The sequence below is a fragment of the Enterobacter cloacae genome, assembly GCF_011078175.1.
In the GTDB taxonomy this organism is placed as follows: domain Bacteria; phylum Pseudomonadota; class Gammaproteobacteria; order Enterobacterales; family Enterobacteriaceae; genus Enterobacter; species Enterobacter cloacae_Q.
This window is the reverse complement of the sequence record NZ_JAALCJ010000006.1, coordinates 129,516-152,561: the sequence shown is the minus strand read 5'-3', so window position 1 is coordinate 152,561 and position 23,046 is coordinate 129,516. Positions and strand designations below refer to the sequence as shown.

The 23,046-nt window shown below is 55.7% G+C and carries 17 protein-coding genes; 13 read left to right on the top strand and 4 right to left on the bottom strand.

The genetic code is table 11. The features are described 5' to 3' along the window. Positions 1-272: 272 nt before the first annotated feature. Positions 273-1,637 (bottom strand): nucleotide 5'-monophosphate nucleosidase PpnN, encoded by a 1,365-nt coding sequence (gene ppnN / locus G6Q29_RS14565; protein ID WP_165466186.1) that lies wholly within the window; start codon positions 1,635-1,637, stop codon positions 273-275. Between the two features lie 116 nt (positions 1,638-1,753). After that, positions 1,754-2,596 (bottom strand): NADPH-dependent 7-cyano-7-deazaguanine reductase QueF, encoded by an 843-nt coding sequence (gene queF / locus G6Q29_RS14560; RefSeq protein ID WP_165466185.1) that lies wholly within the window; start codon positions 2,594-2,596, stop codon positions 1,754-1,756. A gap of 69 nt (positions 2,597-2,665) precedes the next feature. On the opposite strand from queF, the gene syd reads away from it, so the two are divergent. From syd to G6Q29_RS14520, 8 genes are all read left to right on the top strand, one after another. Then, a complete protein-coding gene (gene syd, locus G6Q29_RS14555; protein WP_165466184.1) occupies positions 2,666-3,211 on the top strand; it encodes a SecY-interacting protein in 546 nt (181 codons plus the stop codon). Positions 3,212-3,843: 632 nt separating this feature from the next. Beyond that, positions 3,844-4,173: a YqcC family protein gene (locus G6Q29_RS14550; RefSeq protein WP_165466183.1), complete on the top strand. Its 330-nt coding sequence runs from the start codon at positions 3,844-3,846 to the stop codon at positions 4,171-4,173. Then, positions 4,170-4,955 carry a tRNA pseudouridine(65) synthase TruC gene (gene truC / locus G6Q29_RS14545; RefSeq protein WP_165466182.1) on the top strand — a complete coding sequence of 262 codons (786 nt, stop codon included), beginning with the start codon at positions 4,170-4,172 and terminating at the stop codon, positions 4,953-4,955. The genes G6Q29_RS14550 and truC overlap by 4 nt, the downstream gene beginning before the upstream one ends. 15 nt (positions 4,956-4,970) lie before the next feature. Beyond that, positions 4,971-5,420, top strand: a complete 450-nt coding sequence (locus G6Q29_RS14540; protein WP_165466181.1) for a flavodoxin — start codon at positions 4,971-4,973, stop codon at positions 5,418-5,420. Positions 5,421-5,754: 334 nt separating this feature from the next. After that, on the top strand, positions 5,755-7,110 hold the full coding sequence (gene gudP, locus G6Q29_RS14535) for a galactarate/glucarate/glycerate transporter GudP (protein WP_165466180.1): 1,356 nt from the start codon (positions 5,755-5,757) through the stop codon (positions 7,108-7,110). After that, entirely contained in the window at positions 7,110-8,450 is a 1,341-nt protein-coding gene (locus G6Q29_RS14530) for an enolase C-terminal domain-like protein (RefSeq protein WP_165466318.1), read from the top strand. The genes gudP and G6Q29_RS14530 overlap by 1 nt, the downstream gene beginning before the upstream one ends. 15 nt (positions 8,451-8,465) lie before the next feature. Continuing rightward, positions 8,466-9,803 carry a glucarate dehydratase gene (gene gudD / locus G6Q29_RS14525; protein WP_165466179.1) on the top strand — a complete coding sequence of 446 codons (1,338 nt, stop codon included), beginning with the start codon at positions 8,466-8,468 and terminating at the stop codon, positions 9,801-9,803. Between the two features lie 77 nt (positions 9,804-9,880). Beyond that, complete coding sequence (locus G6Q29_RS14520; protein WP_165466178.1) at positions 9,881-11,020, top strand: glycerate kinase; 1,140 nt, start codon at positions 9,881-9,883, stop codon at positions 11,018-11,020. A 519-nt stretch (positions 11,021-11,539) separates the two neighbouring features. Here G6Q29_RS14520 and barA read toward each other — a convergent pair. Beyond that, a complete protein-coding gene (gene barA, locus G6Q29_RS14515; protein ID WP_165466177.1) occupies positions 11,540-14,299 on the bottom strand; it encodes a two-component sensor histidine kinase BarA in 2,760 nt (919 codons plus the stop codon). A gap of 57 nt (positions 14,300-14,356) precedes the next feature. On the opposite strand from barA, the gene rlmD reads away from it, so the two are divergent. The 5 genes from rlmD (at position 14,357) to eno (ending at position 22,038) form a co-directional block, all read left to right on the top strand. Then, positions 14,357-15,655, top strand: coding sequence for a 23S rRNA (uracil(1939)-C(5))-methyltransferase RlmD (gene rlmD / locus G6Q29_RS14510; RefSeq protein WP_165466176.1), 1,299 nt, complete (start codon positions 14,357-14,359; stop codon positions 15,653-15,655). Positions 15,656-15,706: 51 nt separating this feature from the next. Beyond that, on the top strand, positions 15,707-17,938 hold the full coding sequence (relA, locus tag G6Q29_RS14505) for a GTP diphosphokinase (protein WP_165466175.1): 2,232 nt from the start codon (positions 15,707-15,709) through the stop codon (positions 17,936-17,938). A 66-nt stretch (positions 17,939-18,004) separates the two neighbouring features. Further along, positions 18,005-18,796: a nucleoside triphosphate pyrophosphohydrolase gene (gene mazG, locus G6Q29_RS14500; protein ID WP_165466174.1), complete on the top strand. Its 792-nt coding sequence runs from the start codon at positions 18,005-18,007 to the stop codon at positions 18,794-18,796. Between the two features lie 223 nt (positions 18,797-19,019). Beyond that, on the top strand, positions 19,020-20,657 hold the full coding sequence (gene pyrG, locus G6Q29_RS14495) for a glutamine hydrolyzing CTP synthase (protein ID WP_003862718.1): 1,638 nt from the start codon (positions 19,020-19,022) through the stop codon (positions 20,655-20,657). 82 nt (positions 20,658-20,739) lie between these two features. Next, positions 20,740-22,038, top strand: coding sequence for a phosphopyruvate hydratase (gene eno / locus G6Q29_RS14490; RefSeq protein WP_006811784.1), 1,299 nt, complete (start codon positions 20,740-20,742; stop codon positions 22,036-22,038). A 52-nt stretch (positions 22,039-22,090) separates the two neighbouring features. Here the strand turns inward: eno and G6Q29_RS14485 are convergent, their stop codons facing one another. Further along, the gene (locus G6Q29_RS14485) at positions 22,091-22,915 is read right to left on the bottom strand and encodes a MurR/RpiR family transcriptional regulator (protein ID WP_165466173.1); all 825 of its coding nucleotides are present in this window, start codon (positions 22,913-22,915) and stop codon (positions 22,091-22,093) included. Between the last annotated feature and the right edge of the window lie 131 nt (positions 22,916-23,046).

Here is a 23,046-nt window from a genome sequence, read left to right as displayed (position 1 = left end):
ATCAAAGAGAATTTACGGGCGCGAAGGCTACCATTAACGACATGTTTTCGAAAAGGTGAATCCGTGAGATAGGTGTCTTTCGCTGTAAAGAAATGGGATTTTAGTATTTTCTGACGGATAATTTGGCTTAAGCCTGATTATTTACGCTTTCAAAAACGAGGTAATCGTTTGCGCGGGCGGCAGATTTGTTAATAACATTGAAGATCGCTATGAATTGCATCGCTAATAAAAAGCCGGATGACGATCCGGCTTAAGAGGAGAGAAATGTCGCTTTACTTGATGATTTCGTAACACGGAATATAGGCAGAGCCTGGAAGCTTCATGCGGTGTTGAGCGACAAAGCCCTGCAACATGTCATCCATGCGGCGCATCATCTCCGGGTCACCGTGGATCTTATATGGCCCGAACGCTTCAATCGCACGGATCCCTACCTCTTTCACGTTCCCCGCCACGATGCCTGAGAAGGCGCGACGCAGGTCGGCAGCCAGCACCTCCACCGGCTGATCCGGATAGAGTTTGAGGTTCGCCATGTTCTCATGCGACGGCTCGAAGGGGATCTGGAGATCCGGTGCGATACGGATAGACCAGTTAAAGCTGTAGGCATCCCCGGTATCACGACGATTCTCTTTCACCAGCGGCATCGCTTTTTTCATCTGACGAGCCACTTCTGCGGCATCGTCAATGATAATGCGGTAGTGACGGCGCGCGTCTTCGCCCAGCGTATGCACGATAAACTCGTCCAGTACGCGGAAGTAGTCGGCGCTCTCTTTCGGGCCGGTCAGGATCAGCGGCAGAACCTGATCTTTGTTGGCCGGGTTCATCAGGATCCCCAGCAGGTAAAGCAGCTCTTCAGCCGTACCTACGCCGCCCGGGAAGATGATGATGCCGTGCGCGATACGGACAAACGCCTCAAGACGTTTTTCGATATCCGGCATAATAATCAGTTCGTTAACCAGCGGGTTAGGCGGCTCAGCGGCGATGATCGACGGCTCGGTCATGCCGATAAAACGGCCTTCTTTATAGCGTTGCTGCGCGTGTCCTACTGCCGCGCCTTTCATTGGCGCTTCCATCGCACCAGGACCGCAACCGGTACAGATATTCAGTTCGCGCAGGCCGAGCTGCGTCCCCACGCGGCGGGCATACAGGTATTCGGTTTCGTTAATGGAGTGACCACCCCAGCAGACGACCATGTTCGGTGCTTCACCCACGTGCAGGGCACGGGCGTTACGCAGAATGGAGAAAACCAGGTTGGTGATATGAACGGAGCTTTCCAGGTCAAGATGCTGGAAACGACCGGCGTTGCTGATCTGGCCGTTAACAAACAGGATGTCGCGCAGCACGGCAAACAGGTTAGCCTGAAGTGAGCGAATAATACGCCCGTCGACAAACGCCTCTTCCGGCGGGTTGATCACTTCCAGCTTCACCCCGCGCTCGCGGCGCAGCACGTTGATATCAAAACTTTCGAAGCGGGACAGCAGCTCTTTACTGTTGTCGGTCAGGCTTCCGGAGTTCAGTACGGCAAGTGAACAGTTACGAAACAGTTGATAAAGGTCGCTACTGGCAGTGCGTTTAAGCATGTCCACTTCCAGCTGCGACAACATATCCATAGAGCCAAGCGGGCTAATATGTGTAATCAAGTGAGCTCCTTACGGGACGATTATCGTCTTTCCCTGTTGATTACAATAGCCCTGGCTTATGACGTTTCACAACACTTCGGGCGGAATACCGCCCGCATATTGTGAAAAAATTTATCTTACTGGCGCACCAGCCGTCCGGTGGCGGGCACAAAATCGGTATTGGTGCGCCACGGGTTGATATCCAGGCCGCCGCGACGGGTATAGCGGGCGTAAACGCTCAGCGTTTCGGGCTGGCAGAAACGCTGGATGTCGTTGAAGATGCGCTCCACGCATTGTTCGTGGAATTCGTTGTGATGCCGGAATGACACCAGGTAACGCAGCAGCTTTTCACGATCAATCTGCGGGCCGCGGTACTGGATCTGTACCGAGCCCCAGTCCGGCTGATGGGTGATAAGGCAGTTGGATTTCAGCAGATGGCTGACCAGCGTCTCGTTAACCACTTTACCGCCCGCCGCGTTTTCCAGGTAGTCGGTGCTAAATTCATAGCTTTCCACCTCAATGTCCTGATCGTCGATGCAGGTGCCGTGGAAATGGGCGATAGGCTGCCCTTCCAGCTCATGCAGACGGTATAACGAGACGGTTACGTTCCCCTGCGCGCACGCGCTTAAATCACGTTCAAGCGTCTGTTGTACCTCGTCCCAGCTGTTAAATTTGGTCTGGTTAAAACTGTTGAGATAGAGCTTAAAGCTCTTGGATTCGACCAGGTTTACGCTGGCGAAATCCAGCTCGACATGGCCCACGGCCACCTGCGGCAGACCGCGCGCATTCAGCCAGGAGAGTTCGTACAGCGTCCAGATGTCGCCGCCGACAAACGGCAGCGCGTCAGCGTGCAGCCCGAGCGGATCGCGGTTCAGACTGCGCGGCACGCCTTGCAGCAGGCTTGCATCGTAGGTGTCGCGGTAATCGGTCGATTTACCCAGCGTTAAGCCCGTTAACGCCTGATGATTTTCGTAAGACATGTTTCATAGCCACTTTACAGGTACACTTATGGGCTGAGTTTATCCTGTCTTACAAGAAGAGAGAAATCGGTGGATATCGAAACTGCAAATGCCCTGACGTCCTTCACGACCCGCTATTGCGATGCCTGGCATGAAAAGCGGGGGACTTGGCCGCAAAGTACTGATTTATATGGCGTGCCGTCACCGTGCATACTCGCTTCGCAGGATGATTACGTTATCTGGCAACCGAAACCGTTCACGGGCGAGCAGAATGTAAATGCGGTTGAACGCGCAATGGACATTGTGATACAACCTGCGCTTCATGCATTTTATACCACGCAGTTTGCCGGAGATATGACGGCATGTTTTGCACGACAGCCGCTGACGCTGCTGCAAACCTGGAGCGAAGACGATCTTCAACGCGTTCAGGAAAACCTTATCGGTCACCTGGTCACGCAAAAACGTCTTAAGCTTTCTCCGACTCTCTTTATTGCGACGCTCGACAGTGAACTGGACGTTATATCTGTCTGCAACCTGTCTGGCGAGGTCATTAAAGAAACGCTCGGCACCCGCAATCGCGATGTTCTCGCGCCTTCACTTGCGGATTTCCTTACCCGACTTGAGCCACTTCTGTAATCCATTATGCTACTGAGCGTGTGAGAGATCTCTTACACGCTCTGTGAGACATCGCCGAAACAATTAGCATTGTCTTAGGAATTTCAGATTAATATTAACTTTTCTTTCAAAGAGTTAGTGGCCTTCTGGCAAGTGTTCTCCCGTTTCGCCTGGCTGACATTGCTCACAAGGTGGGTTGTAAGACGAAGCAGAATAGCGGATTCTATCTGTGTCGACAGGATGCCGACACGAGAAACGAACATCAGGATGATGACGTTTCTTACCAGGAACACGTCAGGATGACGCCGCAGGAAGGCTTCAGGATGAAGCAAAGTGGATCACGCAGGATGCGTAAGGGACACCTCCAGGAAGGAGAACGAGAGCCGATCGGGATGGTCGGTGGGTCAGGATGGCCAGGACGTTTCAGGATGAAACCTACACATCAGGATGATGTGAGCAGGAAGCAAAAGGTAAAAGGATGACCAGGCCTTCGGGCATCAGGAAAAGTTGTCACGGACGAGCAGGGAGCACGTATTGTAGCTGGAATGCTGCGAAACGAACCGGGAGCACTGTTTTTACAGTGCTCCCTTTTTTTATTTCTGTCTTCCGCAATGCTATGCTTCGCGCCATTCCGTTTTTCAGTTGAGGTATATATGTCGCATCACGATAGCGTTCGTGCGCAGTTGCACGCCATCGAAGCCCTTATGCGCCAGCATCAGCTGTGGCAGGATAATGCGCCGCAGCCAGAAGCGTTCGCCAGCACCCAACCGTTTTGTCTGGATACGCTGGCCCCGTTTGAGTGGCTCCAGTGGGTATTAATTCCGCGTATGCACGCGCTGCTGGAGGGTGGCCACGCGTTGCCCGCGTCTTTTGCCGTCTCCCCCTATTACGAAATGGCGCTGGAAACAACCCACCCGGCGCGCGCAATGATGCTGGTAGAGCTGGAAAAGCTGGATGCGCTTTTCGCCGGTGACGATGTATGACGCTTGAGATCCTTTATCAGGATGAGTGGTTAGTGGCGGTGAATAAACCGTCCGGCTGGCTGGTGCACCGGAGCTGGCTCGATCGCGATGAGAAAGTGGTGGTCATGCAGACCGTGCGCGATCAAATCGGTCAGCACGTCTTTACCGCCCACCGTCTGGATAGGCCCACCTCTGGCGTTCTGCTGATGGGGCTTTCCAGTGAGGCCGGGCGCCTGCTGGCGCAGCAGTTTGAACAGCACCAGATCCAGAAACGCTATCACGCTATTGCGCGTGGCTGGCTGACGGACGCCGCCACGCTTGATTATCCCCTGGTGGAGGAACTGGATAAAATTGCCGATAAATTTGCCCGCGAAGATAAAGGCCCGCAGCCTGCTGTAACCGACTATCGCGGTATGGCGACCACGGAAATGCCGGTGGCGACCAGCAAATTTCCGACCACACGATACAGTCTGGTTGAGCTTTTGCCCAAAACCGGGCGCAAGCACCAGCTTCGCCGCCACCTTGCGCACCTGCGACACCCGATTATCGGCGACAGTAAGCATGGCGATTTGCGCCAGAACCGCAGCGCGGCAGAACATTTTGGCTGCAACCGGCTGATGCTGCACGCCAGCGAGCTAACCCTGACGCACCCGTTTACCGGCGAGCCGCTGGTTATTCGCGCGGGGCTGGATGAGGTTTGGATGCAGGCGCTGTCACAGTTTGGCTGGCTGGGACAACTCCCCGAAAATGAAAGGGTTGAGTTTGCCGCAGGCAACGTTCAGGATGAACAGCAAACGCAATAATGACGGGAGCAAAGCATGGCTGAAGTAGGCATTTTTGTCGGCACGATGTACGGCAACTCGCTGCTGGTGGCGGAGGAAGCGGAAGCAATCCTCGTAAACCAGGGCCATAAAGCAACGGTTTATGAAGATCCTGAGCTGGCGGACTGGGAAAAGTATAAAGATAAATACATCCTGGTGGTGACCTCCACTACCGGGCAGGGCGATCTCCCGGACAGCATCGTCCCGCTTTTCCAGGCCATTAAAGACCAGCTTGGCTATCAGCCAGATGTTCACTATGGCATCATTGCCCTCGGCGATAGCGCTTATGCCAATTACTGCGGCGGCGGTAAGCAGTTCGACGCGCTGTTGCAGGAACAGCGCGCTCAGCGCGTCGGAGAGATGTTGCTGATTGATGCGGGTGAACATCCTGAGCCAGAAAGCGAGTCGAACCCGTGGGTGGAGAACTGGGCCACACTTCTCAAATAACATTCTGCCCGGCGGCGCTTCGCTTGCGCGGGCCTACGGGTCTTTCAGGCCGGGTAAGGCGAAGCCGCCGCCCGGCAACGAAGCCGCACCCTATCCTCAATTCCGTGAAGTATCTTCCACCACTTTGGGCTTATGCCCCAAACCACGTTCCCCACGCCCGTCAATGTTGTGTTCCTGCACGGTGAGAGAACCGGTCACTCCTTCATATACTTTTCCCGTCACTATAAAACGGCTTCGGGCCGTACCAAAACCAAACACAAATCTCTCATTCTGATTACCCTACAGGTGCTGTACAGAATGAACCAGGCGAAAGCTATGTTTCAGGAGTGCAACAATGAGTACATTAAGCCACGCGGCGAGCAGCGCTGAGAAGCGCACCAACGCCCGCTACTGGATAGTGGTGATGCTGTTTATCGTCACCTCTTTCAACTACGGCGACCGTGCCACGTTATCCATTGCCGGCTCTGAGATGGCAAAAGATATCGGACTTGATCCGGTGGGTATGGGTTATGTTTTCTCCGCATTTTCATGGGCCTATGTAATCGGCCAAATCCCTGGCGGCTGGCTGCTGGACCGCTTCGGTTCAAAACGTGTCTATTTCTGGTCCATTTTTATCTGGTCAATGTTTACCCTGTTACAGGGCTTCGTGGACATCTTCAGCGGCTTCGGGATTATCATTGCGCTCTTTACCCTCCGCTTCCTGGTGGGCTTAGCGGAAGCGCCATCCTTCCCTGGCAACAGCCGCATTGTGGCCGCCTGGTTCCCGGCGCAGGAGAGGGGGACGGCGGTAGCGATCTTTAACTCGGCGCAATACTTCGCGACGGTTATTTTCGCGCCAATCATGGGCTGGCTGACGCACGAGGTGGGCTGGTCACACGTCTTCTTCTTCATGGGCGGGCTGGGCATAGTCATCAGCTTCATCTGGCTGAAAGTGATCCACGAACCAAACCAGCATCCGGGCGTGAACAAAAAAGAGCTGGACTACATTGCTGAAGGTGGAGCGCTGATCAACATGGATCAGAAAACCCATAAAGCAAAAGTCCCGTTCAGCCAGAAATGGGCGCAGATCAAACAGCTCGTGGGCACGCGTATGATGATTGGTATCTATCTCGGCCAGTACTGCATTAACGCTTTAACCTACTTCTTCATCACCTGGTTCCCGGTTTACCTGGTGCAGGCGCGTGGGATGTCGATTCTGAAGGCGGGGTTTGTCGCCTCCGTGCCGGCCATCTGCGGCTTCGTGGGCGGGGTGCTTGGCGGGGTCATCTCCGACTGGCTGATGCGTCGTACCGGTTCGCTGAATATCGCGCGTAAAACGCCAATCGTGCTCGGCATGCTGCTCTCCATGACCATGGTGTTCTGTAACTACGTCAATGCGGAGTGGATGGTTATCGGCTTTATGGCGATGGCTTTCTTTGGTAAAGGCATTGGCGCGCTGGGCTGGGCCGTGATGGCGGATACCGCGCCGAAAGAGATCAGCGGCCTGAGCGGCGGTCTGTTCAACATGTTTGGCAACATTTCCGGGATTGTCACCCCAATCGCTATCGGTTACATCGTCGGCACCACCGGCTCCTTCAATGGTGCGCTAATTTATGTCGGCGTCCATGCGCTGGTGGCGGTACTCAGTTACCTGGTGCTGGTGGGTGACATCAAACGAATCGAACTGAAACCTGTTGGAGAGCGCGGATGATGACAACGCAATCAAGCCCGATCGTGACAGAGATGAAGGTCATCCCGGTGGCGGGGCAGGACAGTATGCTGCTCAACATTGGTGGCGCGCATAACGCCTGGTTCACCCGCAATATCGTGGTGCTGACCGACAGCGCAGGGAATACCGGTGTTGGGGAAGCGCCTGGCGGAGAGGTGATATACCAGACGCTGGTCGATGCAATCCCGCAGGTGGTTGGGCAGGAAGTGGCTCGTCTGAATAAGGTGGTTCAGCGGGTGCATAAGGGCAATCAGTCGGCAGATTTTGATACCTTCGGTAAAGGCGCCTGGACGTTTGAACTGCGCGTTAACGCAGTGGCGGCGCTGGAGGCCGCTCTTCTCGATTTACTCGGTAAGGCACTGAGCGTGCCGGTCTGCGAACTGCTGGGGCCAGGCAAACAGCGTGAGGCGGTAACGGTACTGGGTTATCTGTTCTACGTTGGCGACAGGACTAAAACCGATCTGCCGTATCTGGAACGCTCGCCGGGCAGCCACGAGTGGTATCACCTGCGTCATCAGGAAGCACTCTCTGGCGAGGCGGTGGTACGCCTGGCAGAGGCGGCGCAGGATCGCTACGGCTTTAGAGACTTCAAGCTGAAAGGCGGCGTTCTGCCGGGCGAGCAGGAGATTGACAGCGTGCGCGCGTTGAAAAAACGCTTCCCGGAGGCACGCATCACCGTCGATCCGAACGGCGCGTGGCTGCTGGATGAAGCTATTACGCTTTGCAAAGGGCTGGGCGACGTGTTGACCTACGCGGAAGACCCGTGCGGCGCCGAACAGGGTTTTTCTGGGCGCGAGGTGATGGCCGAATTCCGCCGCGCTACCGGGCTGCCAGTTGCGACCAACATGATTGCCACCAACTGGCGCGAAATGGGCCATGCGGTAATGCTGAATGCGGTGGATATTCCGCTGGCGGACCCGCACTTCTGGACCCTTTCCGGGGCGGTGCGCGTAGCGCAGCTGTGCGATGACTGGGGGCTCACCTGGGGCTGTCACTCCAATAACCATTTTGACATTTCGCTGGCGATGTTTACCCACGTTGGCGCGGCGGCGCCGGGCAACCCGACCGCTATCGATACGCACTGGATCTGGCAGGAAGGCGAAGCGCGCCTGACCAAAAATCCACTTGAAATCAAAAACGGCAAAATTGCCGTACCGGATGCGCCGGGGCTGGGCGTGGAGCTTGACTGGGATCAGATCCACAAGGCGCATGAAGCGTATAAAAAACTGCCGGGCGGCGCGCGCAATGACGCAGGTCCGATGCAGTACCTTATCCCCGGCTGGACATTTGACCGTAAGCGCCCTGTATTTGGACGTCACTGATAAAAGGATCGAACAATGAGCACATTTTCTACCCCTGTCGTCACCTCCATGCAAATCATTCCCGTCGCGGGACATGACAGCATGTTGATGAACCTGAGTGGCGCCCATGCGCCGTTTTTCACCCGTAATATCGTGGTAATCAAGGACAACTCAGGGCATACCGGTGTTGGTGAAATCCCGGGCGGGGAGAAGATCCGTAAAACGCTGGAGGATGCCATTCCGCTGGTGGTGGGGAAAACGCTGGGCGAGTACAAAAATGTGCTGACGAGCGTGCGTACTACTTTTGCCGATCGTGATGCGAGTGGCCGTGGTCTGCAAACGTTTGACCTGCGTACCACTATCCACGTGGTCACGGGCATTGAAGCCGCGATGCTGGATCTGTTAGGCCAGCATTTGGGCGTCAATGTCGCTTCCCTGCTGGGAGACGGCCAACAGCGCAGCGAAGTGGAAATGCTTGGCTACCTGTTCTTTATCGGCAATCGCAAACTCACCCCGCTGCCGTACCAGAGCCAGCCGGACGAAAAATGCGACTGGTATCGTGTACGCCATGAGGAAGCGATGAACCCGGACGCGGTGGTGCGCCTGGCGGAAGCCGCGTATGAAAAATACGGCTTTAATGACTTTAAGCTAAAGGGCGGCGTGCTGGCGGGTGAAGAAGAAGCAGAGGCGATCGCCGCGCTGGCGAAGCGCTTCCCCCAGGCGCGCGTCACGCTGGATCCGAACGGTGCCTGGTCGCTTGATGAGGCGATAAAAATCGGTAAGCAGCTCAAAGGCGTGCTTGCCTACGCAGAAGATCCGTGCGGCGCAGAGCAGGGCTTCTCCGGCCGGGAAGTGATGGCGGAGTTCCGTCGTGCCACCGGCCTGCCGACCGCTACGAACATGATCGCGACCGACTGGCGCCAGATGGGGCACACGCTCTCGCTGCAATCGGTGGATATTCCGCTGGCAGATCCGCACTTCTGGACGATGCAGGGCTCGGTTCGCGTGGCGCAGATGTGCCACGAGTTTGGCCTGACCTGGGGCTCGCACTCCAACAACCACTTCGATATCTCGCTGGCGATGTTCACCCACGTGGCGGCCGCTGCGCCGGGCAACATTACCGCCATCGACACCCACTGGATCTGGCAGGAGGGCAACCAGCGCCTGACCAAACGGCCGTTTGAGATCAAGGGAGGTATGGTGCAGGTTCCCGCCACGCCGGGTCTGGGCGTTGAGCTGGATATGGATCAGGTCATGAAAGCGCACGAGCTGTACCAAAAACACGGCCTGGGCGCGCGTGATGACGCGCTGGCGATGCAATACCTGATCCCAGAGTGGACATTCGACAATAAACGTCCGTGCATGGTACGATAAGCGCATTGGGACCGCTCCCATAGGCGGTCCCTTACGTGGTGTATGCTTAACGTAACTAACATGCGTAAGGATGGCTTATGAAAATTGTTATCGCTCCGGACTCGTATAAGGAAAGCTTGAGCGCGCTGGAGGTGGCGACAGCGATAGAGGTCGGTTTTCGCGACATTTTCCCGTCAGCGGACTATGTCAAATTACCGGTTGCCGATGGTGGCGAAGGGACGGTGGAAGCGATGGTGGCAGCCACGCATGGGCGTCTTGTCCATGTTCCCGTTACCGGGCCTTTGGGTGAACGCGTGGAAGGATTTTTCGGGTTATCCGGAGACGGGAAAAGCGCGTTTATCGAGATGGCGGCAGCGAGCGGTCTGGAGCTTGTTGCTCCCGCAAAGCGTAACCCGTTAATCACCACCTCTTGGGGAACCGGGGAACTGATCCGTCATGCGCTGGATGCGGGCGTTAAGCATATCATTATTGGCATTGGAGGCAGCGCGACCAATGACGGTGGCGCAGGCATGGTGCAGGCGCTGGGCGTAAAACTGCTGGATGCGAAAGCGCAGCCCGTTGGGCCGGGCGGCGGCGAACTGGCAAGCCTTGCGCATATCGATCTTAGCGGGCTGGATAAGCGGCTGGCAGACTGTCGAATTGAAGTGGCCTGCGATGTAACCAACCCCCTGATCGGCGAAACTGGCGCTTCTTCGGTATTTGGTCCGCAGAAAGGGGCGACGCCGGAAATGGTCAGGACGCTGGACAACGCGCTTGCGCATTACGCAAAAATTATCGCCCGGGATCTGGATATTGACGTCTTAAACCTGGCGGGCGGCGGTGCGGCTGGCGGAATGGGGGCAGCGCTGTATGCATTTTGCGGCGCACAGCTCCGTCAGGGGATTGAGATTGTCACCGATGCCCTGCATCTTGAAGAACAGGTCGCGGATGCCGATCTGGTTATCACAGGCGAAGGGCGTATCGACAGCCAAACGATCCACGGCAAAGTGCCCGTTGGCGTGGCGAGAGTAGCGAAACGCTATAACAAGCCGGTTATCGGCATTGCCGGCAGCCTGACGGCGGATGTTGGCGTAGTGCATGAGCACGGACTGGACGCCGTATTCAGTGTGATTTACACCATCTGCTCGCTGGAGGATGCGCTGGAAAATGCGCAACAGAATGTGCAGATGGCCGCAAGGAATATTGCGGCGGTGCTGAAGGTGGGACAGGGAATGTAGTTCTCCTTCTCCCCGTGGGCTGAGGGATCCCCACAAAATAATGCCTGCACGGACGGCCCCCTCTCCCTTGAGGGAGAGGGCTGGGGTGAGGGGGAGCATACGGCTCTGGTGGTCATCCCGTTCACTTTATGTTCCCTGCTACTCTGTCACGACATGACCAGTGAACGTGCCAGGGTGACTCAGTCGCCACCACCCTGGCGACCCGGGCTTCCGGCGGAAAATCGCCGCTTCGCGGTGCCTTCGGCTTATTCCTTCCGGCTTATTGGGGACGGGCGGAGGTAACATCCCTGTAAAGCCCGCCCTCTCGGCGCATCCCTGCGCCTCGCCCCGGCCGGAAGGCAAACGCCTCAGCGATTTATAGCCGGACCGAGGCATCGCTAAAAGCCCTTAGCTATTCTGAAGGCAACGTTATCGCTTTTGCTTTCAAATTACCGGGGACCCTCTCCCCGTGGGAGTGAGGGTATCAGGCTGCACCCGTAATCGTTGGCCCGGTATGCGAAGCACCACCGGGCTTTTGTCTTAGCTCCCCAACACCTTCATTGCTTCCCGCGTCACGTTGTCCATCTCGTCCAGCAGCTCCAGGAACTCCGGTTCGAGATCGGATTCTGGCGTACCCGCGCGGAGCTGCTGTTCAAGCAGCTGGCAGAGATTTTTCAACCGCGGTACGCCGCTGTAGCCGCAGCTGCCGTGCAGTTTATGAATGGCTTCCAGCAGTCCTTCAGGGTTTTCACCTACCAGCTGTTCTTCAACCTTGTTACGAATCTCAGGCAGGAAGTCCACCAGCATTTGCAGCATATCGCGGGCCAGATCGGGTTTGCCCGCCGCCTGCCGCAGCGCCAGTTGCCAGTCAAACGTGGCATTCTGGTTAACGCTGATTTCCGGCGATTCAGCTGTAATGGTGTATGTCCCGCCAATGTGCCCCGGCTTGTAGCGCAGCAGCAGGCTGCGCAGCTTCTCTTCGTCGATCGGTTTCGCCAGATAATCGTTCATGCCCGCACCCAGCAATTTCTCTTTTTGACCCGCCATCGCGTGCGCCGTCACGGCAATCACCGGCGTCTGCTGCTGGTGCGGAAGCTGACGAATCAACTCGCAGGCGCGGATGCCATCCATGCCTGGCATCTGAATATCCATCAGGATCAGGTCGAACTGCATCTGTTTGGCTTGTTCCACGGCTTCGGCGCCGCTGGTACACAGCTCAACGTGCTGAACCTGATCCTCAAGCAGCACGCCAATCAGCTTCAGGTTCGCCGGGTTGTCGTCCACGGCCATCACCGTCATCGGCAGCTTATGTTCGTCATTCTCCAGCGGCAGGGACTGATGCGTCAGACGACAATACTCGGTCAACGCAGGTAACAGTCGTGTGGCCGTGAGGGGTTTCAGCAGGCACGCCGCCGCCCCGTCGTTTTTCAGCTCTTCGGCGTTGATTTGGGCGTGGCACGGCAGCGCCAGCAGCAGGTAGTCCGTCATTGAGGCCGCTTTCGCCAGGCGTTCCTGCTGCATGGTCAGTTCTCCGGTAAACGTTACCGGAATACCCAACAAGAGGATATCGTAATGATCGTTCGCCAGCGCGGAGAAGGTCGGGCTGTAGATGACCTCCAGCGGCGTGCTGCTTAATATATCCAGTGTACACTGCGCCGCCGCAGCGTTCGGTTCCACGTAGGCCAGACGCATCCCTTTCAGGCAGCCGGTGACCGGACCGTCAGTCTGCACGTTCGGGTTAAGATCAAGATTGATATGGAACCAGAAGGTTGAGCCCCGGTTAGGCTGGCTGTGGAAGGAGATATCGCCTCCCATCTCTTTCACCAGCTTTTGGGTGATCACCAGCCCCAGGCCCGTTCCGCCGTGACGACGGGAAATGCTCGCATCGGCCTGGCGGAACGCCTGGAAAAGACGCGTCTGATCGCGCTCCGGAATACCGATGCCGGTATCCCGGATCTGAACTTCAATCTGGACTTTATTATTACTGAGTGACCTTTTTTCGACCAGAATGTCGATGTTGCCGCTTTCGGTGAACTTAATCGCGTTGCCCACCAGATTGGTAATGACCTGTTGCAGGCGTAGCGGGTCGCCAATGACGTTGTCCGGCACATCATTTTTAATATTGAGCGTCAGTTCCAGACCCTTATCATGCGATGAGTGGGCAAGAAGCGTGACCACGTCATCCAGCGTGCTGCGCAGCGGGAAGGGGATACTCTCCAGAATCAGCTTGCCCGCTTCCAGCTTCGAGAAGTCCAGCACGTCGTTGATAATGGTCAGCAGGTTGTTAGCCGATCGTTCGATGGTATGCAGGTGGTCACGCTGGGTCGGGTTCAGCTCGCTTTTGAGCGTCAGGCGGGTGAAGCCAATCACCCCGTTCAGCGGCGTTCGCAGCTCGTGCGACATGTTCGCCAGGAACTCCGACTTAATACGCGCTGCCTCCTGAGCGCGTTTTTTCGCCAGATCCAGCTCCACGTTCTGGATCTCCATCTGTTCCAGCGTTTCGCGCAGGTCAGAGGTGGCCTGGTCAACGTTGTGCTGCATCTCTTCGTGATAAGCCGCCAGCGACATCGCCATTGAGTTGATGCCGTTTTTTAGCATATCCAGCTCGCCGAGCATAAAGCCTTCCACGCGGCTGTCGAGCTGACCCCGGCGGATCCGGTCAACGGTATTCACCATGTTGCGGATAGGCCCCGTGACGTCGCGCATCAGTCGCCAGCCGAAGATCAGCGCAATGCCAATACAGAACAGCATCATCACGCCGGATATGAAAATTTCTTTGTACTGCTGAAGTCGCACCGACTTGAGATCCAGCTCCAGCGCCACATATCCCAGCATATTATTGCTGGACTTCGCATCGGACTGGGCGGATTCATCGGGTGAATAGCTTTCGGAGATAATCGGCGTGCGTAGGATCATGATATCGCCGCGCCGTAGCACCGTAAGATGACGCGGGAAGGGGGTACCTTCCGGAATTTTCAGCGACGTCGGATCCAGATGGAAATTCGAGGTAACGAAAAGGCGGTTATGTTCATCGTAAACGGAAATGGCGCGCACGATCTCTGAATGACGGCGGTGCAGCACGCTAATTAACTGACCAATGGATTCACGATTTTGCAGGTTCATGCCGTACTCGCTGGAGACAGCCAGCGGTTCGATGATGCTGGCCCCGGCGTCTTCAAGCTGTCTCTGCAAATCGTTATAGCGATGCACCACAAAGAAAATGCTCAGCAGCAAACCGATGAGAACGGTAGGTGCGAGGATCAAAATCATCATGCGCGCGCGCAGGCTGTAGTTGGTCATGGAGTTCCGTTATGGGACAATCAGGCTAATTATGTTTATTTGAGAACAATCTCGGCGATGGCGCAATTCTACTCTGCAAAACGACGCGTGACGACGCGTCAGATCATAACTGTTGAAGCCACGGACCTCGATCCTTTTGGACAGGGGGTGGCGCGTCACAAGGGTAAGACACTGTTTATCACAGGTTTGCTGCCAGGAGAACGCGCAGATATTACGCTGACGGAAGACAAACGTCAGTATGCGCGCGGCCAGGTCAAGCGCCGTCTTAATGATAGCCCGGCGCGCGTGACGCCTCGCTGTCCCCATTTTGGCGTCTGTGGGGGCTGTCAGCAACAGCATGCCAGCACAGAATTACAGCAAAAAAGTAAAAGCAGCGCGCTGGCTCGCCTGGTCGGACACGACGTTAATGACATCATTGCCGATCGGCCCTGGGGCTACCGTCGCCGCGCTCGCCTGAGCCTCAGCTACCAGCCAAAAACCGGGCGGCTGGAGATGGGTTTTCGCAAAGCCGGCGCCAGCGATATCGTCTCCATCACGCAGTGCCCTGTTTTGGTGCCCCATCTTGAGGCGTTGCTCCCGGGCGTGCACCACTGTCTTGCATCGCTGGAAGGAGTGCGTTCGCTCGGCCATGTCGAACTGGTGCTGGCCAACAGTGGCCCGCTGATGGTGCTGCGCCACACCGCACCGCTGTCAAAGGCGGATCGCGAAAAACTGGAACGCTTTTCGCATTCTCATGAGCTGGCGCTTTTCCTCGCGCCGCAAAGCGAGATACTTGAGCAGGTCACCGGTGAAGCGCCCTGGTATACGTCAGACGGACTACGCTTAACGTTCAGCCCGCGGGATTTCATCCAGGTTAACGACGGCGTGAACCAGCAGATGGTGGCGAACGCGCTGGCGTGGCTTGACGTACAACCCTCCGATCGGGTGCTCGATTTGTTCTGCGGTATGGGGAACTTTACCCTGCCGCTGGCCCGTAAAGCAGCAAGCGTGGTCGGGGTGGAAGGCGTTGAGGCGCTGGTCGTAAAAGGTCGGGAGAACGCCCAACAGAACGGCTTGCAAAATGTGACATTCTTTCTTCAAAATCTCGAAGATGATGTTACTCAGCAACCGTGGGCTAAGCAGGGCTTTGATAAGATCCTGCTCGATCCGGCGCGCGCAGGTGCGCCGGGCGTGATGCCGCATATAATTAAACTCGCGCCTGAACGCGTGGTCTATGTTTCCTGTAATCCGGCGACGCTTGCCCGTGACTGCGAAGCATTATTGAGCGGGGGTTACCAGATTCGGCGTCTGGCAATGCTGGACATGTTCCCGCACACTGGACATCTGGAATCGATGGTGTTGTTCGAGCACATCTAATGAGTTTGGCTTGTCGACTTCGACAGGCCCTTGTCCCTAAAGGAGAGGACGATGGTTGCGGTAAGAAGTGCACATTTAAATAAAGCTGGTGAGTTTGACCCTCAAAAATGGATCGCAAGTCTGGGGATTTCCAGCCAGCAGTCGTGTGAACGCTTAACCGAAACCTGGGCCTATTGTTTACGCACAACGCAGGGGCATCCGGACGCTGAACTGCTGTTGTGGCGCGGCGTGGAGATGGTTGAAATTCTCTCCATGCTGAACATGGACATCGAAACGCTACAGGCCGCACTGCTGTTCCCACTGGCGGACGCTGATGTGGTGACGGAAGACGTGCTGCGTGAAAGCGTCGGCCAGTCCGTCGTGGCACTCATCCACGGCGTGCGTGACATGGCCGCCATTCGTCAGCTTAAAGCCGCGCAAACGGACTCTGTCTCTTCCGAGCAGGTGGATAACGTTCGTCGCATGCTGCTGGCAATGGTAGATGATTTCCGCTGCGTGGTTATCAAGCTGGCCGAACGGGTTGCCCATCTGCGCGAAGTAAAGGATGCGCCGGAAGACGAGCGCGTCCTGGCCGCCAAAGAGTGTACGAATATCTATGCGCCGCTGGCGAACCGTCTGGGTATCGGGCAACTAAAGTGGGAGCTGGAAGATTACTGCTTCCGCTACCTGCATCCGGCGGAATACAAACGCATTGCAAAACTGCTGCACGAACGCCGCATTGACCGCGAGCACTATATCGAGGAATTTGTCAGCGGGCTGCGCCAGTCGATGAAAGAGGAGAATGTGCGCGCCGAGGTCTACGGGCGTCCGAAGCACATCTACAGCATCTGGCGCAAAATGCAGAAGAAACACCTCGCCTTTGACGAACTGTTTGACGTGCGCGCGGTGCGTATCGTGGCGGAGCGTCTCCAGGACTGCTATGCCGCGCTGGGGATAGTGCATACTCACTTCCGCCATCTGCCGGATGAGTTCGATGACTACGTCGCCAACCCCAAACCAAACGGCTATCAGTCTATTCATACCGTGGTGCTCGGCCCTGGCGGCAAAACGGTGGAAATTCAGATCCGTACCAAACAGATGCACGAAGACGCCGAGCTGGGCGTGGCGGCGCACTGGAAATACAAAGAAGGCACCTCCGGAGGCGGGCGCTCGGGTCACGAGGATCGTATCGCCTGGCTGCGTAAGCTGATTGCGTGGCAGGAAGAGATGGCCGACTCCGGCGAAATGCTCGACGAAGTGCGCAGTCAGGTCTTCGACGATCGCGTCTACGTCTTTACCCCGAAAGGGGATGTTGTTGATTTGCCGGCAGGCTCCACGCCGCTCGATTTCGCCTACCACATCCACAGCGATGTGGGGCACCGTTGCATCGGGGCGAAGATCGGCGGACGTATCGTACCGTTTACCTACCAGCTCCAGATGGGCGATCAGATTGAAATCATCACCCAGAAGCAGCCAAACCCAAGCCGCGACTGGCTGAATCCGAACCTCGGTTACGTTACCACCAGCCGTGGGCGCTCTAAAATCCACGCCTGGTTCCGCAAGCAGGATCGTGACAAGAATATCCTTGCCGGTCGCCAGATACTTGACGACGAGCTGGAGCATATTGGGATAAGCCTGAAAGAGGCGGAGAAATTCCTGCTGCCTCGCTACAACTTCAACGAGCTCGACGAACTGTTAGCGGCGATTGGCGGCGGCGATATCCGCCTGAACCAGATGGTGAATTTCCTGCAAGCGCAGTTCAACAAGCCAAGCGCGGCAGAGCAGGATGCGGCCGCGCTGAAACAGCTCCAGCAGAAAACCTACGCTCCGCAGCAGCGCAGCAAGGACAATGGCCGCGTGGTGGTTGAAGGCGTGGGTAACCTCATGCACCATATTGCCCGCTGCTGCCAGCCGATCCCGGGAGACGATATTGTCGGCTTTATCACCCAGGGGCGCGGGATTTCGATTCACCGCTCCGACTGCGATCAGCTTGCAGAGCTGCAATCGCATGCGCCAGAACGTATCGTGGACGCCGTCTGGGGGGAGAGCTACTCGGCGGGTTACTCGCTGGTGGTACGCGTCACTGCCAACGACCGCAGCGGCCTGCTGCGCGACATCACCACCATTCTCGCCAACGAGAAGGTCAACGTGCTGGGCGTTGCCAGCCGCAGCGATACCCGCGAGCAGCTTGCCACCATCGATATGACTATCGAAATCTATAACCTTCAGGTGCTGGGCCGCGTACTCGGCAAACTAAACCAGGTGCCGGATGTGATTGACGCGCGTCGTCTGCACGGCGGCTAAACATCCTCATCTGTAGGCCGGGTAAGGCAACGCCGCCACCCGGCATTTTGACATCAGGACAGAACTATGACTCAAATCGACCGCCTGCTCGGCATCATGAAACGCCTGCGCGATCCGGAAAACGGCTGTCCGTGGGACAAAGAGCAGACTTTCGCCACCATTGCGCCTTACACGCTGGAAGAGACCTACGAAGTGCTGGACGCGATTTCGCGCGAAGATTTCGACGACCTGCGCGGTGAGCTGGGCGACCTGCTGTTCCAGGTGGTGTTCTACGCGCAGATGGCGCAGGAAGAGGGGCGCTTTAACTTTGACGATATCTGCGCCGCTATCAGTGACAAGCTGGAGCGTCGTCATCCGCATATCTTTGGCGATGCCACCGCAGGCAACAGCACCGAAGTACTGGCTCGCTGGGAGCAGATCAAAAGCGCCGAACGCGCCGAAAAATCCCAGCACTCGGCGCTGGACGATATCCCCCTGAACCTTCCCGCGCTGATGCGCGCGCACAAAATTCAAAAGCGCTGCTCGGCGGTAGGGTTTGACTGGACCTCTCTCGGCCCGGTGCTGGAAAAAGTGCACGAAGAGATCGACGAAGTGATGCATGAAGCGCAGCAGGCGGTGGTGGATGACGCAAAGCTGGAAGAGGAGATGGGCGATCTGCTGTTTGCGACCGTCAACCTTTCGCGCCACCTCGGTGTAAAAGCGGAAACCGCGCTGCAAAAAGCGAACATTAAATTCGAACGACGCTTTCGCGAAGTTGAGCGGATTGTGGCCTCGCGCGGCCTGGAAATGAGCGGGATTGACCTCGACGCGATGGAGGAAGTCTGGCAGGAAGTAAAACGCCAGGAACATGATCTCTAACGAGATTTTGCGATCAAGCGCAATTTGTGTGATTTTTTAAATGACAAGCGCTTGATTTGCGTCAAAAACATTTACCCAAAAGGGGCTATTTTCTCACTCCTTATGTTTGTCATGGCCTGGAGTGGAGACGGAGAATGAAAGTTTGTGGCGCTCGTCGTGTTCGGGTATACTACTTTCCCGTCCTGGTTATTCCATCGTTTCACCCTAACTTCTCAGGTTCAGCATGACAACGAACTATATTTTTGTGACCGGCGGGGTCGTATCCTCTCTGGGTAAAGGCATTGCCGCAGCCTCCCTCGCAGCCATTCTTGAAGCCCGTGGCCTCAATGTGACCATGATGAAACTGGATCCGTACATCAACGTCGATCCTGGCACCATGAGCCCAACCCAACACGGGGAAGTGTTCGTTACTGAAGACGGCGCTGAAACCGATCTGGATCTTGGCCACTACGAGCGTTTCATCCGTACTAAAATGACCCGTCGTAACAACTTTACGACTGGCCGTATCTACTCTGACGTTCTGCGTAAAGAGCGCCGTGGTGACTACCTGGGCGCAACCGTGCAGGTTATCCCACACATCACTAACGCCATCAAAGAGCGCGTCCTTGCCGGTGGCGAAGGGCATGACGTTGTGCTGGTTGAAATCGGCGGTACCGTAGGTGATATCGAATCCCTGCCGTTCCTCGAAGCGATTCGTCAGCTGGCGGTAGATATTGGTCGTGAACACGCGCTGTTCATGCACCTGACGCTGGTGCCTTATATGGCGGCAGCGGGTGAAGTGAAAACCAAACCGACTCAGCACTCTGTTAAAGAGCTGCTCTCCATCGGTATTCAGCCTGACATCCTGGTTTGCCGTTCCGATCGCGCGATTCCAGCGAACGAACGCGCAAAAATTGCATTGTTCTGTAACGTGCCTGAAAAAGCCGTTATTTCAATGAAAGATGTCGATTCCATTTATAAAATTCCGGGCCTGTTGAAATCTCAGGGTCTGGACGATTATATTTGTAAACGATTCAGCTTGAACTGTCCGGAAGCTAACCTGTCTGAATGGGAACAGGTGATTTACGAAGAAGCCAATCCGGGTGGCGAAGTGACTATCGGTATGGTCGGCAAGTACATTGAACTGCCGGATGCCTATAAGTCAGTTATCGAAGCGCTGAAACACGGTGGTCTGAAGAATCGCGTCTCCGTCAACATCAAGCTGATTGATTCGCAGGATGTTGAAACGCGCGGTGTCGAAATTCTCAAAGATCTGGATGCGATTCTCATCCCTGGCGGTTTCGGCTACCGTGGTGTTGAAGGCAAGATCGCCACTGCACGCTATGCGCGTGAAAACAATATTCCATACCTCGGTATCTGCCTGGGTATGCAGGTTGCGCTGATTGAATTTGCGCGCAACGTAGCGGGAATGGAAAACGCGAACTCTACGGAATTTGTGCCAGACTGTAAGTACCCTGTCGTGGCGCTGATTACGGAATGGCGCGACGAAGACGGTAACGTCGAAGTCCGTACCGAGAAGAGCGATCTGGGTGGCACCATGCGTCTTGGCGCACAGGCCTGCCAGCTGTCCGACGATAGCGTGGTTCGTAAGCTTTATGGCGAGCCGGTCATTACCGAACGCCATCGTCACCGCTATGAAGTCAACAACATGTTGTTGAAACAAATTGAAGCTGCGGGTCTGCGCGTTGCGGGCCGCTCCGGGGACGATCAGTTAGTCGAGATCATCGAAGTGCCTAACCATCCGTGGTTCGTGGCCTGCCAGTTCCACCCGGAATTTACTTCAACGCCGCGTGACGGACATCCGCTGTTTGCAGGCTTCGTGAAAGCCGCCAGCGAGTACCAGAAGCGTCAGGCGAAGTAAAAAAAGTTAGAACGGCAACGCGTACCTTTGGTACGCGTTGTTTGTCTGGAGTTTTAGTTTAACTTGTACTGAGGAAAATCTAATGTCCAAAATCGTTAAAGTCATCGGTCGTGAAATCATCGACTCCCGTGGTAACCCGACCGTTGAAGCTGAAGTTCATCTGGAAGGTGGTTTCGTCGGTATGGCAGCGGCTCCATCAGGTGCTTCTACGGGTTCCCGTGAAGCGCTGGAACTGCGTGATGGCGACAAATCCCGTTTCATGGGCAAAGGCGTACTGAAAGCGGTTGGCGCTGTTAACGGTCCTATTGCTCAGGCTATCGTTGGCAAAGATGCTAAAGATCAGGCTGGCATCGACAAGATCATGATCGATCTGGACGGTACTGAAAACAAATCTAACTTCGGTGCGAACGCAATCCTGGCGGTTTCCCTGGCGAACGCCAAAGCAGCAGCGGCTGCTAAAGGTATGCCACTGTTCGAGCACATCGCTGAGCTGAACGGTACCCCGGGCAAATACTCCATGCCTGTACCAATGATGAACATCATCAACGGTGGTGAGCACGCAGACAACAACGTTGATATTCAGGAATTCATGATTCAGCCAGTTGGCGCGAAAACCCTGAAAGAAGCGGTTCGTATGGGTTCTGAGGTGTTCCACAACCTGGCTAAAGTTCTGAAAGCTAAAGGTATGAACACCGCTGTTGGTGACGAAGGTGGCTACGCGCCAAACCTGGGTTCTAACGCAGAAGCACTGGCTGTTATCGCTGAAGCGGTTAAAGCAGCAGGCTACGAGCTGGGCAAAGACATCACCCTGGCGATGGACTGCGCAGCATCTGAATTCTACAAAGACGGTAAATACGTTCTGGCTGGCGAAGGCAACAAAGCGTTCACCTCCGAAGAGTTCACTCACTTCCTGGAAGACCTGACCAAACAGTACCCAATCGTTTCTATCGAAGACGGTCTGGACGAGTCTGACTGGGATGGTTTCGCATACCAGACCAAAGTACTGGGCGACAAAATCCAGCTGGTTGGTGACGATCTGTTCGTAACCAACACCAAGATCCTGAAAGAAGGCATCGAGAAAGGCATCGTTAACTCCATCCTGATCAAATTCAACCAGATCGGTTCTCTGACCGAAACGCTGGCTGCGATCAAAATGGCGAAAGACGCTGGCTACACCGCGGTTATCTCTCACCGTTCTGGCGAAACTGAAGACGCTACCATTGCTGACCTGGCTGTGGGTACCGCTGCTGGCCAGATCAAAACCGGTTCTATGAGCCGTTCTGACCGTGTTGCTAAATACAACCAGCTGATTCGTATCGAAGAAGCGCTGGGCGAAAAAGCACCTTACAACGGCCGTAAAGAGATCAAAGGCCAGGCATAAGCCGGAACCTTCGTTCTTATGAAAAAACCCGCTTCGGCGGGTTTTTTGTTCTCTAAAGCAGAAGCGGCAACGTGGCGCTTGCCGTTTGCTGGCTGACGTCACCGTAATGGCTGTCTAATGCGATAAGAGAAGTGGTTAGCAGTTCAACCAGCAGCATCACGCCAACTTTAGCATTGAGCGCACCCGCGCTCAGCGGTCCTTCGGGCTTGGCTGCAACCAGCTGTAAATCGCTCAGGGAGGCCAGCGGGCTGCGGGGCGTATTGCTGAGCGCCAGGACCTTAACGCCGCGCTTGCGGGCGAGTTTCACCACGTGAAGCAGATCCCGTGTAGAGCCAGAACTTGAGATGGCGACCACCAGTGTCTCTTTCGAGAGCGTCGTCGCATTCATGGCGGCGCGATGCATATCGCTAAACAGCTGTGCAGGTTTGCCGAGTCGCAGCAGCTTGTAATGCAAATACTCTCCCAGGATCGCGCTGGCCGCCACCCCGTAAATTTGCACTGACTGCGCCTGATGAAGGGCCAGTGTCGCCTGTTCAAGCTGGGCCCGGTCGAGGAGTTTTGCGGTATCTTGCAGCGCCTGGACAGACTCATCCACCACGTTATCTATTGCATCTCCTTCCTGACGCTCCGGCAAACCCTGCTGAATATCCAGCGCAAGCGCCATTTTAAATTCGTTGTATCCCTTACAGCCCAGCGTGCGGCAAAGGCGTGTGACGCTGGCCTCGCTGGTGCTGCTTTCACGCGCCAGCTCGGTGATCGTCAGGTAGAGCACCCTGGCAGGATCGTTTAAAACAAACTCCCCCAGTTTTTGTTGCGTTGGGCTGTACCCGGAAGCCTCCTGGCGTAGCTTCAGCAGCAGGTTTTCATGGTCCGACATACTAGATCCTTAATGCGTTTCTCTGCCGACTAGTGTGGCGGAAAGCGGGGCAGAGATGCCAGTCATTTTGAAAAAGTATGATCGGCGTCCTGGTTTTTGGTGATAATTTTCACAATTAAAAATATATGTGG